11 protein-coding genes and 1 pseudogene are annotated in these 13,742 nt (G+C 48.5%); 7 read left to right on the top strand and 5 right to left on the bottom strand.

From position 1 onward, the window contains the following. Positions 1-42 precede the first annotated feature (42 nt). On the bottom strand, positions 43-1,659 hold the full coding sequence (locus ACTIE6_RS03435; protein WP_439555299.1) for a M81 family metallopeptidase: 1,617 nt from the start codon (positions 1,657-1,659) through the stop codon (positions 43-45). An 89-nt stretch (positions 1,660-1,748) separates the two neighbouring features. Here ACTIE6_RS03435 and ACTIE6_RS03430 point away from each other — a divergent pair, with 89 nt between their 5' ends. The 4 genes from ACTIE6_RS03430 (at position 1,749) to ACTIE6_RS03415 (ending at position 8,861) form a co-directional block, all read left to right on the top strand. Next, positions 1,749-3,116, top strand: a complete 1,368-nt coding sequence (locus tag ACTIE6_RS03430) for a glycoside hydrolase family 140 protein (RefSeq protein ID WP_439555298.1) — start codon at positions 1,749-1,751, stop codon at positions 3,114-3,116. Between the two features lie 181 nt (positions 3,117-3,297). Further along, positions 3,298-6,561 carry a DUF1553 domain-containing protein gene (locus ACTIE6_RS03425; RefSeq protein WP_439555297.1) on the top strand — a complete coding sequence of 1,088 codons (3,264 nt, stop codon included), beginning with the start codon at positions 3,298-3,300 and terminating at the stop codon, positions 6,559-6,561. 10 nt (positions 6,562-6,571) lie between these two features. Further along, a complete protein-coding gene (locus ACTIE6_RS03420; RefSeq protein WP_439555296.1) occupies positions 6,572-8,050 on the top strand; it encodes a DUF1501 domain-containing protein in 1,479 nt (492 codons plus the stop codon). A 25-nt stretch (positions 8,051-8,075) separates the two neighbouring features. After that, a complete protein-coding gene (locus tag ACTIE6_RS03415) occupies positions 8,076-8,861 on the top strand; it encodes an alpha/beta fold hydrolase (protein WP_439555295.1) in 786 nt (261 codons plus the stop codon). Positions 8,862-8,887: 26 nt separating this feature from the next. On the opposite strand, the gene ACTIE6_RS03410 is transcribed toward ACTIE6_RS03415, so the two are convergent. Next, a complete protein-coding gene (locus ACTIE6_RS03410; RefSeq protein WP_439555294.1) occupies positions 8,888-9,067 on the bottom strand; it encodes a hypothetical protein in 180 nt (59 codons plus the stop codon). Between the two features lie 172 nt (positions 9,068-9,239). On the opposite strand from ACTIE6_RS03410, the gene ACTIE6_RS03405 reads away from it, so the two are divergent. Next, positions 9,240-9,995: an MBL fold metallo-hydrolase gene (locus ACTIE6_RS03405; protein WP_439555293.1), complete on the top strand. Its 756-nt coding sequence runs from the start codon at positions 9,240-9,242 to the stop codon at positions 9,993-9,995. 60 nt (positions 9,996-10,055) lie between these two features. Next, a complete protein-coding gene (locus ACTIE6_RS03400) occupies positions 10,056-11,375 on the top strand; it encodes a Gfo/Idh/MocA family protein (protein ID WP_439555292.1) in 1,320 nt (439 codons plus the stop codon). Positions 11,376-11,400: 25 nt separating this feature from the next. Here ACTIE6_RS03400 and ACTIE6_RS03395 read toward each other — a convergent pair whose 3' ends face one another. Continuing rightward, the gene (locus ACTIE6_RS03395) at positions 11,401-11,790 is read right to left on the bottom strand and encodes a PIN domain-containing protein (RefSeq protein ID WP_439555291.1); all 390 of its coding nucleotides are present in this window, start codon (positions 11,788-11,790) and stop codon (positions 11,401-11,403) included. Then, positions 11,781-12,008, bottom strand: coding sequence for a hypothetical protein (locus ACTIE6_RS03390; protein ID WP_439555290.1), 228 nt, complete (start codon positions 12,006-12,008; stop codon positions 11,781-11,783). The genes ACTIE6_RS03395 and ACTIE6_RS03390 overlap by 10 nt, the downstream gene beginning before the upstream one ends. Before the next feature lie 230 nt (positions 12,009-12,238). Here ACTIE6_RS03390 and ACTIE6_RS03385 point away from each other — a divergent pair, with 230 nt between their 5' ends. Beyond that, on the top strand, positions 12,239-13,369 hold the full coding sequence (locus tag ACTIE6_RS03385; protein ID WP_439555289.1) for a metallophosphoesterase family protein: 1,131 nt from the start codon (positions 12,239-12,241) through the stop codon (positions 13,367-13,369). 10 nt (positions 13,370-13,379) lie between these two features. Here the strand turns inward: ACTIE6_RS03385 and ACTIE6_RS03380 are convergent. Further along, a pseudogene (locus ACTIE6_RS03380) lies at positions 13,380-13,742 on the bottom strand (PQQ-dependent sugar dehydrogenase); the annotation flags it as partial.

The raw sequence follows: 13,742 nt of genomic DNA, 5'->3' as shown, positions 1-13,742 counted from the left end.
GATAATGCTTGTTTCATCGCCTCGCTATCCGGTTTAAAAATGTTATTTGCTATCCGAAGAAGGAACGAGCCGGGCTTTCAAGTCGGGCTCCTTCATATCCTTGTCTAGTGGAAATATCGGTCTTTTCACCCGCTTGTATTCAAGACCTTCCAGGTTCTGATCTACGCCGCCCGGCGTAAGTGACAAAGTCCAATCCGCGCGCATGTTGTAAAGCTCTGGTTCGAGGTACCCGATTTTCACAACCACCACATCCGCCTTGCGCGGGTTTAATCCCAGTCGGGTAAAATCAGCTTCCTTGTGGTAAGGCTTGCGTTTTTTCGTCACGATCACACTCACGCTGCCCACTTTTACAACCACTTCCGTTTCCGCATTCCGGTCGCCGTGCTCGATAGCAGTTACGGTTCCTTTCAGGCGCACAGGCGGAGCAAAGCGGGAATCTACTTTTGCGCCCGCCAATGCATCTATCTGACCACCAACACCTACTTCGACTGCCTTCGCGACCAATTCCGGGCCGGGAATTGAAGCATAGATCAGCGTTTTGCCATTTTCCTTTTGAAATTCTGGTCTCTTTAAAATCTCCGTGATCGTCCAGGTAACATCGCCTGCACCGCCGGCAGTGGGGTTATCACCCGAATCGCTGATGAAATAGGGCGTTTTGTCGCTGTTAACAGCTTTGTCCAATGCTTCCTTCAAAGTGCCGGTCGGAGCTACGAATGCAAATTCTTTCCGTACATCCCAGAAGCTTTTAGCCAATTTTTCCGCGGTACTTGTCACAGCCTTTTTGTCGTCGCCGGTCACCATTACCACCGCGTGGTTACGAGGTTCGTCGGCCCAGGCATAGCCTACCCACATGGCCGCGTCAATAATTCCTTTTTGCATGGAAGCTGGTGTGACTGCTGCGTAGATCCGTTTTCCAGGTTCAATGCGGGTAGAAGTTTTCTCGCCTGGCAGCAGCACAGGAATGGGTATCCACGCCTTGTAAGCAGGTTTTCCCTTGCCGCTTTCGAGTCTGTCGAGCAGGTTTACCACTGCGCGTTTCTTGGTTTGCATGGCATCTTCGTGCGGCGCCATCCGGTAGCAGGTAATCAGGTCGGTGTTTTGTGCCAAACGCCACGACACATTCCCGTGCAGGTCCATTGAAGTTGAAATTAGCGTTTTCGTGCCCACTACTTCCCTGATGCGTACAATGAAATCGCCCTCCGGATCGTCCAAACCTACTACGCTCATCGCGCCATGGATATCGAAGAAAAGTCCGTCGTAGGGTCCATTCTTTTTCAACAATTCAAGTGTTTGCTTTACAAGAGACTCGTAAGCCTCCCGCGTAACCGCGCCGCCAGGCAGCGATTTTCCGACCAAAGCAGGTAGCCACGTAGCTTTCGGGCGGATACCTGAATCCGGAGACATAAATGGATAGGCTGCAAAAACCTGGTCGCCATAGCGGGCGTGAAATGCCTCTTCTGTTGTTAATGCAGGCGAAAAAGTGCTGGATTCTATACCTAGTCCGGCAATTGCAATGCGGGGCGCTGCTTTTGGCGCAACGGAAATGCGGGTTGTTTCATTACTGCTTTTTTCTTCTTCCAAACTTTTGGTCAACGTAGAGGAAAGTGGCTGAAAAGTGCCGAGCAGCAAAGAAAAAACCGCGAAAAATGTAGTTTTCATATATAAAATTTTAACAAACCGGATTAAGGGTTTTATTTTGTTTAAACATAAGCAAAAAACTGTTGAACTATATCTCCGTCCGCCCACCAATGAGGCTATCCCGCATTTTCCAGACCCTTTTCTTTCTATTCATCTGCTGCACTGTTTCTGCGCAGAGTTTTACGGTCAGTACCAATAAAAGGTACCTGATGAAAGAGGGTAAGCCATTCTTCTGGCTGGGCGACACCGCCTGGGAGCTATTTCACCGGCTCGACCGGGAGGATGCTGAATACTATTTAAAAAAACGTGCGGCGCAGGGTTTCACGGTGATCCAGGCAGTTGCATTGGCCGAGTTCGACGGGCTTGAAGTTCCCAATCCCTACGGCGAGCGCCCTCTCATGAACAATGATCCCACCAAGCCGAATGAAGCTTATTTCAAGCACGTGGATTTTATCATTGACAAAGCCGCAGAAGCGGGAATCACAATTGCTTTTCTGCCGACGTGGGGAGATAAGGTTTTCAAAAACACCTGGGGAAAAGGACCGGAAGTTTTTAATGAATCCAATGCGGAAGTTTATGGCAAATGGCTGGGTAACCGGTACAAAACACGCAAGAACCTGATCTGGGTACTGGGCGGGGACAGAAATCCGAGGGCCGGTACAAGGGATACAGAGATCTGGCGCGCGATGGCGGCGGGTATCACAGCAGGTGCGGGAGGCGCTGATAAAGTGATGATGACCTATCACCCGCAGCCCAATCGCGAAGGAGCGAGCGAATGGTTTCATGAGGATACCTGGCTGGATTTCAATATGTTCCAAACCGGCCACTGCCGCGATGCAGAGGTTTACAACAATATCAAGCGCTCTTACGACAGACAGCTGATCAAGCCGGTTATCGACGGCGAGCCGATTTATGAAGATCACCCCGTTTGTTTTAATGCAAAAGACCTGGGTATTTCCAATGCTTATGATGTGCGTAAATCGGCGTACCTGGATCTCTTTGCAGGCGCATTCGGGCATACTTACGGTTGTCACGATATCTGGCAGATGTACGCGCCCAACCGGGAAGCGGCCAACAATCCACACGTGTTCTGGCAGCAGGCAATGGACCTGCCCGGCGCCAGCCAAATGAAATACGTAAGAAAGCTGATCGAATCGCGGCCGATAACCGACCGCGTGCCGGACCAGTCCATTGTGGTTGAAAGCGACCTGCCCGCCTACGAGCGCATTCAGGCGACGAGAGGGAAGGACTATATTTTTGTTTACACCGCCACAGGCAAGGCTTTCTCGGTTAATCCCGGGAAAATCACAGGTAACCAGCTGAATGCGTTCTGGTTTGATCCCAGAACTGGCAAGACCAAAGATGCCGGACAGGTAGATAGCAAGATCATCAACAAGTTCACTCCGCCAGATTCAGGCTATGGAAAAGACTGGGTGCTGGTGCTCGACGATGCTTCTAAGAATTATCCGAAACCCTGAACATAGGCGGGTAGTTGAGCTGCTGGCAAACCGCTGGCTGCACAGTGACTAATTACCACTACGAGCGACCATTGCTTGGCAGACCGGCATTTATGCTTAAATTAGTATAACAATTGTTATAATTAGTTTGTAAAAACCGAGAAACGGTATACTTGTTTATTCCGGGTAACAAATACGATTGATGCCTAAAACCCTTGTGAAATACACCTTCATCCTTCCTATCGCGGTACTGCTTTTTACCTCCTGCGACAAGAAAATCGACTTGCCTGATGATGTAGCGCAGGAAATGTCGACGCTCGTGCAGCCCGTTGACTATACCTATGATGTAAAGCCGATCCTGTCTGACCGCTGCTTCGCCTGCCACGGGCCTGACGCGAACCATCAAAAGGCTAACCTGCGCCTGGATGTGGCAGAAGTTGCGTACAAAAAGGAGGCTGAAAGCGGTTTGAAGGCGATCAAACCAGGCAAGCCCGGCAGCAGCGAGCTCGTGCACCGAATCCTGTCAGCAGATCCTGACGTCGTGATGCCGACTCCTGAGTCACACCTTACCTTGACAGCGCGTGAGAAAGCAATACTGATTAAGTGGGTAGAGGAAGGCGCCGAGTACAAGCCGCATTGGGCATTCACCAAAGTTGAAAAACCCGAAGTACCCCCGGTCAAAAATGAGAAATGGGCCAGGAACGCCATTGATCATTTCATTCTTAAAAAGCTGGAAGACAAAGGAATGATCCCGGCGCGGGAGGCGGATAAAACCACGCTTTTGCGCAGGGTATACCTGGACCTGACCGGCCTGCCGCCAACTCCCGAAGAAGTTACTGCTTTTATGAACGACCATTCTGCGAATGCGTATGAGAAGGTGGTCGACAGGCTGCTGGCTTCGCCGCATTATGGCGAGCATATGGCGGTACCCTGGCTGGACGCTTCGCGCTATGCAGATACGCACGGCTATCAGGACGACGGCTTGCGGACGGCTTGGCCTTTCCGCGACTGGGTAATCAAATCATTTAACCAGAACCAGCCTTACGATCAGTTTGTTACCTGGCAGCTGGCGGGTGATATGTTACCAAATCCTACACGTGATCAGCTGGTGGCGACTGGTTTCAACCGCATGCACCAGCAAAGTCAGGAAGGCGGGATTGTACCCGAAGAATATCGCGTAGCTTACGTCGCTGACCGGACTGATACTTTTGGCAAAACATTCCTGGGGATCACGGTTGAATGCGCACGCTGCCACGATCATAAATATGACCCGATCAGCCACAAAGACTATTACTCGCTATATGCGTTTTTTAACAATAACAATGAAAACGGGCAGATCCCTTATAATGGAGAAGCGAGCCCGACAATTACATTGCCCACGCCGGAAGCCGATGCAAAGCTGAAATACATCCATCAGAACCTGACGAAGGAAAAGTCGAAGCTGAATGCGTACGCCAACACAGCCGGGCAAAATTTCAATAACTGGCTTACCATGGCGCGCGCCAATCCTGAAAAGGCCATAACGGACGATAAGTCGGATTTGGTGGGTTACTTCACATTTGACGAACCAGCCGGGAAAGAATTTAAGAACCTCGCTGATCCAAAACAGAAGGCGACTGCTGAGGGCGATGATAGTCTGTCCAATGTGGCTTCACGTACTGGCCGGCTAGGAAAGGCGAGGTATATCTTTGGTGAAAATTCAGTTTCGTTCGGAGATAAATTCGCGTTTTTCGAGCGGGATCAGGCATTTAGTATTAGTATCTGGCTTAATCTTCACGATCCTTCCGTGTCCGGCTCTTTGTTCCATAAATCCAATGGGGTGATGAATGGGTACCGGGGCTGGAATGTATTTCGTGAAAAAGACGGGCGCATTAAGCTTACCATGAGCCACGTGTGGCCGGAGAATGCAATCGAAATTCAGACTGTCGAACAATTTCCACTGAACAAATGGACGCAGATCGGTTTTTCTTACGACGGGTTGAGTAAGGCAGCTGGCTTGAAGTTGTATGTCAATGGCCGCCCCGCGAAAGTGACCGTGCACAATGACCACCTGACTGAAAGTATTCTTTACGGGAAAAACAAAACGAACTGGTACGTGGACAGGCTCAATATCGGCCGCCTTTCCGATCAGCGGACGAAAAACTTTGAGGTAGACGAATTTAAAATCTATACAAAAGCATTAACCCCGCTGGAAATGCTGGGTATGTACAGTTTTAAGAATGAGGTATCAAATGCATTGAAAACGCCGCCAGCGCAGCTCAAACCAGAGCAGCTTGCTGCATTGAAAGATTACTACCTCACCAATATTGATCCGGAATACAAAAAGCAGATGGCCGACAGCCGAAAGCTGATAGCCGAAGAAACCGAGATTCTCGATAAGGAGATCGACGTGATGGTGATGCGGGAGCGGAAGTTTCCCCGCAAAACTTTTATTCTCAACCGCGGCGCTTACGATGCGCCAGGTAAGCCTGTTACCACGGATACGCCTGACAGCTTTTTCAAGATCCCTAAGGATTTTCCGAAAAACAGGTTAGGTCTTGCCAAATGGCTTACCCATGAAGACCATCCGCTTTTTACGAGGGTCACTGTGAATCGTTTTTGGATGAACTACTTTGGAAAAGGGCTGGTGATATCGAGCGACGATTTTGGTAACCAGGGCGAGCTGCCCACGCATCCTGAGTTGCTGGACTATCTGGCGGCTACATTCAGAGAGTCGCGGTGGAATGTGAAGGCGATGCAGAAACTGATCGTGATGTCGGCTACTTACCGGCAATCTTCGCGTGTGAATCCTAAATCCGCCGATGTTGATCCGGATAACAGGTTGTACGCCCATGGCCCGAGCTATCGCATGAGCGCGGAGCAGATCAGGGATAATGCGCTTGCTTCGAGCGGCCTGCTAACCAGGCGCATAGGCGGGAAGAGTGCATATCCTTATCAACCCGCTGGTTTATGGGAAGCGCTGGCGACCCGAAACGAGGTTACTTACAAGCAGCAGCATGGAGATAGTCTGTATCGGCGGAGCCTCTATACGATCTGGAAAAGAAGTTCGCCGCCACCGATGATGCTGAATTTCGATGCCGCTGAACGTCATTTTTGTGTGACCAAAAGGCAAAAAACGAGTACGCCGCTGCAAGCCCTGGTAGTGATGAACGATCCGCAATTTGTAGAAGCCTCGCGCGTGCTCGCGCAGCAAATGCTTAAAAAGGGCAAAACGCTGGATGAACAAATTACTTATGCATTCACGGCACTGACCAGCCGGCAACCCGACGCCAAGGAACGCGCGATTTTAAAGGACTTGTACGAGGAGGAATATGCCGATTTTATTAACAATCCAAAGCGCGTCAAATCCGTACTCGCCGCAGGGGAGTACCCGGTTGACAAATCGCTGGATCCTGTTCAGGTGGCGGCAGGTACCATTGTAGCCAGTACCGTCATGAACTTCGATGAATTTTTAATCAAGAGGTAAAAACCACAGCATGAGCTTATATAACGAGTTTGAAAACCATGTCCACGAACAGCTGAGCCGAAGGAATTTTCTTTCTAAAACCAGTCTGGGATTAGGTGCGGCGGCAATGGCTTCGCTTTTGAATGCGGATAGTTTGCTCGCTAAAAAACCTGCATTAGCCGGAGGTGAAGCGGCAGGACTGCCACTTGGCCACCCGCATTTTGCCCCGAAGGCCAAGCGGGTTATTTACTTGTTCCAAAGCGGTGCGCCTTCGCAACTGGAATTGTTTGACTATAAGCCCAAGCTCGAAGAAATGTGGGGTAAAGACTTGCCGGAATCCGTACGGAAAGGTCAGCGGCTCACTGGTATGACAGCGGGACAAAGCAGCTTTCCGCTGGCAGCTTCCAAATATAAATTTCAGCGGCACGGTGACAATGATATGATGATCAGCGAGTTGATGCCGTACACTTCCAGCATTGTGAACGATGTTACCTTCATCCGGTCTATGTTCACAGAGGCGATTAATCACGACCCGGCAGTAACGTTTTTTCAGACAGGTAGCCAGCAGGGTGGGCGGCCTTCGTGGGGTTCTTGGGTAAGTTATGGGCTGGGGTCAGATAACAAGAATATGCCTTCATTTGTGGTGCTGCTGTCCAAAGGCAGGGCAGGGGACCAGCCGCTTTATGCCAAGTTGTGGAGTAATGGATTTTTACCTTCCATTCACCAGGGAGTGGTTTTTCGCTCCGGTCCTGATCCTGTATTTTACCTCAATAATCCGGAAGGTATCGACAAAAGTAGCCGGAGAAGAATGCTGAATTCGCTGGCAAAGCTGCAACAGGGGCAATTTGAAAAAATACTGGATCCCGAAATCAACTACCGGATGGCGCAGTATGAAATGGCTTACCGCATGCAGACCGCCGTTCCGGAGACAATGGACATTTCCAAAGAGCCGGATTACATTTTTGATTTGTATGGAGAAGAATCACGCAAACCAGGCACATTTGCGGCCAACTGTCTGCTCGCGCGCAAGCTGATCGAGAAAGATGTAAAGTTTGTGCAGCTGTATCACCAGGGTTGGGACCAGCACGGAAATCTCCCGAATGATATTAAAATCATGGCCAAAAGTGTTGACCAGGCTTCTGCGGCTTTGATCACAGATCTCAAACAGCGCGGGTTACTCGATGAAACGTTAGTGGTTTGGGGAGGTGAATTCGGCAGGGGCGCTTATTCGCAGGGCAAGTTGACGAGGGATAACTACGGTCGCGACCACCACCCGCGCAGCTTTACAATCTGGATGGCGGGCGCTGGTGTGAAGAAGGGATTTGTATATGGACAAACGGATGATTTTGGCTATAATGTAATCAAAGATCCGGTGCATGTGCATGATTTCCAGGCAACTGTCATGCATTTAATGGGTATTGACCACGAGCAACTGATTTTCAAACACCAGGGGCGCAGGTACCGGCTTACCGATGTGCATGGAAAAGTGGTGAAGCCGTTGCTGGTTTAATTGTGGGATTTAAATGAGATCAACAATGTATTTTGAAAGTGGTTATTCGACTGTCAATGGGTTGGAAATGTACTATCAGATCCACGGATCGGGAGCTATTCCGCTGGTTTTGCTACACGGTGGCGGATCGACAATCGAGACGACATTTTCCAATATTATACCCTTTCTCGCGACTAACCGAATGTTAATCGGTGTCGATTTACAGGCTCACGGCCGCACGGGCGACAGGGACTCAGGCGTCAGTTTTGAACAGGACGCAGACGATGTGGCGGCGCTGATGCACAACCTGGGAATCAGTCAGGCTGACTTCATGGGATTCAGCAATGGAGGTAGCTCGGTGCTACAAATTGCGATCCGGCATCCTGCATTGGTGCGGAAGATAGTGACAGTAGCTGCCTGCACGAAGCGTTCGGGGTTAATGGAAGGCTTTTTTGATTTTATGAAAACGGCTTCGCTGGAAAACATGCCAGCTCCATTGCAGCAAGCTTACCTCGAAGTGGCGGAAAGCAGTGAAGGTTTGCAGACCATGCACGACAAAGACCGCGACAGAATGCTCGCATTCACCAACTGGCCCGAAGAAAGTCTGCGCTCCATTCAAGCGCCTGCTCTGATCATTGGCGGCAACAGAGATGTAATTACCATTGCGCACACCACAGAAATTTCAGACCTTATCCCCGGAGCGGAGCTGCTCATCTTGCCAGGCGTCCACGGCGAATGTATCGGGGAAATCTGTGCATATCAACCCGGCAGCAGATTGCCGGAGTTTACAGCTTTTGTGATTGAGGCGTTTTTAGAAAGGCAAAATAGTTAACCTAAAAATACCTTCGCAGGGATCTTCTATTTGAGGATGCATTCAACAGGGTAATGCGCATCCTCAAATGCTTTAACCAGATCAAGTGCAGCCTGCAACTTCATTCCTTCCGGACTTTTCAGGTCAGGGGCAATATCAAATTGTCCATCAATCCATTCCAACATTTTTTCATGTTGTTCTTTGGTTTCAATTGTTCTTAATTCCATAGCTAATTGATTTATTGTTCAAATGTAATTTGACAAATTTCCTGAATATTCAAGCTAAATCTATAAACTTTAGCACAACGCGCTCGTCCCAATTAGCCACCGGTTGCTCAATGGAAAATTGTAAATACAAGCTTAAACGAGTACTTTCCGTAGTAACTCAAATACTACTGAAATGAAAAATGTTTTAAGCTTTTTACTGCTCCTGATCGGCACGGCTGCGTGGGCACAGCTTCCTGCGGCTGATGATGTCAAAACTTCCAAAGGCCCGCTCAAAATCCAGCCTTTGAACCACGCCACAATGGCGCTGACGTGGAATGGAAGGACCATTTACGCGGATCCTTACGGCGGCGCCAAAACCTTCCAGGGCATCGCTGCGCCTGATCTGGTACTTATCTCCGATATTCACGGAGACCATTTTGATCCGGCTACTCTGGATGCAATTGACCTGAGCAAAGCGATTATTATTGCACCTCCGGCCGTAGTTGAGAAAATGTCTGAGGCGATGAAGGCGAAAGCTGTTACTGTTGCAAATGGACAAACCGTGAGTAAGCTGGATATTTCAATCACCGCTATTCCGATGTACAATCTGCCGGAGTCTGCGGAATCGCGGCATACGAAAGGAAGAGGTAACGGGTATGTTTTGAAATTTGGGGACAAAACCATTTACATCAGTGGAGATACCTCCGGCATTCCTGAGATGCGCGCATTGAAAAACATCGATGTAGCTTTTGTATGCATGAATTTGCCTTACACCATGGATATTAAAGAAGCGGCATCGGCAGTACTCGATTTTAAACCAAAAATTGTTTACCCTTATCACTATCGCGGCCAGAACGGACTAAGTGACACGGAAGCTTTCAAGAAACTGGTTAATGAAGGCAACAAGTCCATTGACGTGCGTTTGCGTGACTGGTATACCATTAAATAATTGCTGAGGCACAGTAATTGTCAAGTCTCTTTCAAATTTCATCATCAACAAACGAAAGAGATGCATTCAGCTACACCTTACACCAACAAGAACACCAATTATTTTTCCCGAAAAAAATTCCTGTCCGCGAGTGGCAAGTACCTCGCGGCAGGCGCAATCGGCACCATCGCTGCATCCATTAAAGCCGACCAGGCGCATGCGCAGGCACCCGGCAATATTCCCAAAGACGTCGAAGATCCCATTGTTCTTGAAAAATGGAAGTCGGAATACGACCAGCAAAGCGGCCCGGTACCTACGCCGCTTCCGCCTGATCGCCGTATTGGCTATGCAGTAGTGGGGCTGGGACATTTGTCTCTGGAAGAAATCCTGCCTGCACTGGGCTCTTGCAAGAAATCAAAACTGGTTGCATTGGTGAGCGGCACGCCTGACAAAATGAGAAAGGTAGCCGCGCAGTACGGAATCGCGGAAGCAAATTGTTACAGCTATCAAACCTACGACAAGCTGAAAGACAACAAGGAAGTAGACGTGATTTACATTGTGCTGCCTAACAGCATGCACAAGGAATATACGGTGAGAGGCGCTGCCGCCGGAAAGCACATTCTATGTGAAAAACCAATGGCTGTAAGTCAGGCTGAATGTCGGGAAATGATCGATTCCTGTAATAAAGCCAAAGTAAAACTAATGGTTGCATACCGCATTCAATATCAGCCGCACAATCGGAAGCTTCGGGAACTCGTTCAGAAAAAGGAGTTTGGACATGTGAAATTTGTAGATGCATTTAATTGTCAGAGCAGCGCCAATCCGGATCACTGGCGACATAAAAAGGCTCTGGCTGGCGGAGGTGCATTGCCCGACATTGGTTTGTATTGCCTGAACACCACCCGTTTTGTCTTAGGCGAGGAGCCCACAGAGGTCTTCGCTTACCAATATAGCACTCCCGGGAATCCATTATTCAAGGAAGTGGAGGAAATGGTTTCGTGGCAAATGCGTTTCGCCTCCGGCGTGGTGGCGAGTTGCGCGACGCATTATAATGTACACGAAAGCAGGCGGTACCGCGTGATGTGCGAGCGCGGCTGGCTGGATATGAACAAAGCCTACGCCTACAAAGGTCAGGATCTGATGACTGCGAAAGCTGACGGAATGATGGAATTGCAACAGAATATCGGATTGGCGGAGAAAAACCAGTTTGCCCTTGAAATGGACCATTTCTCTGATTGTATCATCAAAAATAAACGTCCTTTTACACCAGGCGAGGAAGGATTGCAAGACCAGATACTCATGGAAGCCATTTACCAATCTGCAAAAGAAGGAAAGCCTGTAAAGGTTGCCTCGGCAGTTACCAATCAATCGCTGCACGGTCCGGAGCCGGAACTTAGCTAATGTGAATAGAGCTGATAAACGGATTTTAGTTTATCAGCTCTATTGCTGAAACATATCGAAAATGTTTGTCGCGAGTAAATAACGGAATATTGAATAATGCACATGTCGCTGCAATCCAGACATCGTTTTCGGGAATGATACAACCACTTTCTTTAAGTTCCCTTTTTATTATAGCATAACTATTTGCAACTGGTTGAATGACATTCAGGATTTTACAGTCTGAGATCAATGCTTCGTACCGGGGGAGGTTGTACTGAATTCTGCTTGAATTCCGGGCGCCATAAATCAATTCTCCACAAACAATCGATGGCATGTAGATATGGTCAAATTGGCGCAAACAATTAATTGTAGAGATATTATTATTAAGCACTTCAATTGCTATATTAGTATCTAGCGCAACCCGCTTTATTCCCATTCTGCATCGATTTTTCCGAACTCGATGCTGATAATTTCAGCCATCTCATTTGCGGCAAGATCATCAATGCTCCCGGCATGTGCCAACACTTGCTCCAAATTACCTTCTGTGTCCATCTTCATTTTCATATTTTGTAGGAAGTTCAGCAATTCAGATCTGGTTTCTGCTCGTTCGGACAGAAGCGCTACATCTTGCTTTATTTGTTGTTTCAAGTTCATGAATTCTTATCTGTAAGCGTGCTATGATCATACAAGTTAGTAAATTTAAACTCAACCTACATTCAAAAACCGGCCGTCCACTTCCCTGATTTACCAAAATAGCACGCTCCATTTTCCAGAGTGCTGTTTCACTAATCAAACGGTTTTACTTCGTGTTTCCTGCATTTGTGCAAGGTTCTTTCAACTAAAATCCGGGTATTTGTGTTCAAATTACCGAACTCCGTTACTCCATGATGAAATCTTACTGGCCTCAGAAGCACACTACTCCGGTTTTGAAGAAAAACCAACCCGACGATTCTTATAAATTTCAGCCTTTGCCTCAACCTTCCGGCGAGTACCCTTTTCATCTTGCATTGGAAAAAGTGCTGCCGGAAGTTGATCCCGACAAGCTTGTTTTTCACATGCTGGGCGATACGGGCAGTGTCTATAACCCTGATTTTCAGAAGCTGGTTGTAGCTGAAATGGTGAAGCAGTATGAGGCGCAGGATGATACCGAAGACAAACCCCGGTTCCTGTACCATTTGGGTGATATAGTTTACAACTACGGAGAAGCGAGCCAGTATCACCGACAGTTCTTCGAGCCCTTTCAAAAGTATCCCGGACCCGTTTTCGCCATTCCCGGAAACCACGACAGCGACGTAAATCCTGATTCCAGGGTTTCTTATAAAAGTCTGGATCCGTTCACAGCTGTCTTTTGTGCCCCGGAACAACGTACAGTCGCATTCAGCAATGGAGCCGCACGCAAGAGTATGGTGCAGCCCAATGTGTATTGGACACTGGAAACGCCCATTGCTTCGATTATCGGCATGTATGGAAATGTAACCAAGTTTGGCACGATCACGGCTGAGCAGCGGGAGTGGCTTATCAGCGAGCTGCGTACTGCGGACAAGCAGCGGCCCGAGAAGGCCATTATACTTACGGTGCACCACGCGCCTTACTCCGCGGATGTTAACCACGGATCAAGTCTGTATATGATCGATTTCCTTGACAAGGCATTTGCAGAAGCTGGCGTGCGCCCGGATATTGTTTTCAGCGGGCACGTTCATAATTACCAGCGTTTTTTAAAAACCTATGCAGATGGAAAAACGGTGCCTTTCATCGTAGCAGGCGGCGGAGGTTATGACGAGCTGCATCCCGTGGCTACTACTTATGATACGCGCTTTACCGAGAAGCACAAGCTATTTGAAGGCGTATCGCTTGAAAATCATTGCGATACAAAGCACGGATTTCTGAAAGTGACTCTGGAGCGAAAGCAGGGAAAGGTAGAAGTGCGGGTGAATTTTTACACCCTACCACACGAAAAGCGCAGCCGGCCGGGCATTAACGCCGACCTGGCTGATCACTTTTCTATGCTGGTGTAGGCTGTATTTGTTATTGAATGAACTTGATTTTAGTCAGCGACATTAAAGGCTGAATGGGCTGTGCGCTATCATTTTTGAAAACGAGGTAAATGTCGTGTTTACCTTTTGTGGGCTCAATATCAATTTCGACAGGCTTGCGCGTCGGACGTGAAAAGGTCTTTGGTTTCTCGCCGGGTTTCAGGTTTTTGTTCTGATTTTCGAGTTCCGCCATTATTTTGGCCATATCTATTTCGGGCGCAAGTTCCACCTCTTTTTTACCGATCAAAGTTCCGGTAGGTGAGTCAAGCCGCAGCTCGATTGTTCCGCCTACTGCGCCTTCACGCTTCTGAGCAGTTGCTGCGACTTCCAGTTTATCAATGCTCGTCAGGTCAAT

The organism is Dyadobacter sp. (assembly GCF_051859145.1).
In the GTDB taxonomy this organism is placed as follows: domain Bacteria; phylum Bacteroidota; class Bacteroidia; order Cytophagales; family Spirosomataceae; genus Dyadobacter.
Note: the sequence above shows the minus strand (reverse complement) of the source record. Positions and strands in the feature narration are given on the sequence as shown.

Coding starts and splice junctions, on each gene's coding strand:
- ACTIE6_RS03435 (WP_439555299.1), bottom strand. CDS start 1,659: ATGAAAACTACATTTTTCGCGGTTTTTTCTTTGCTGCTCGGCACTTTT.
- ACTIE6_RS03430 (WP_439555298.1), top strand. CDS start 1,749: ATGAGGCTATCCCGCATTTTCCAGACCCTTTTCTTTCTATTCATCTGC.
- ACTIE6_RS03425 (WP_439555297.1), top strand. CDS start 3,298: ATGCCTAAAACCCTTGTGAAATACACCTTCATCCTTCCTATCGCGGTA.
- ACTIE6_RS03420 (WP_439555296.1), top strand. CDS start 6,572: ATGAGCTTATATAACGAGTTTGAAAACCATGTCCACGAACAGCTGAGC.
- ACTIE6_RS03415 (WP_439555295.1), top strand. CDS start 8,076: ATGTATTTTGAAAGTGGTTATTCGACTGTCAATGGGTTGGAAATGTAC.
- ACTIE6_RS03410 (WP_439555294.1), bottom strand. CDS start 9,067: ATGGAATTAAGAACAATTGAAACCAAAGAACAACATGAAAAAATGTTG.
- ACTIE6_RS03405 (WP_439555293.1), top strand. CDS start 9,240: ATGAAAAATGTTTTAAGCTTTTTACTGCTCCTGATCGGCACGGCTGCG.
- ACTIE6_RS03400 (WP_439555292.1), top strand. CDS start 10,056: ATGCATTCAGCTACACCTTACACCAACAAGAACACCAATTATTTTTCC.
- ACTIE6_RS03395 (WP_439555291.1), bottom strand. CDS start 11,790: ATGGGAATAAAGCGGGTTGCGCTAGATACTAATATAGCAATTGAAGTG.
- ACTIE6_RS03390 (WP_439555290.1), bottom strand. CDS start 12,008: ATGAACTTGAAACAACAAATAAAGCAAGATGTAGCGCTTCTGTCCGAA.
- ACTIE6_RS03385 (WP_439555289.1), top strand. CDS start 12,239: ATGATGAAATCTTACTGGCCTCAGAAGCACACTACTCCGGTTTTGAAG.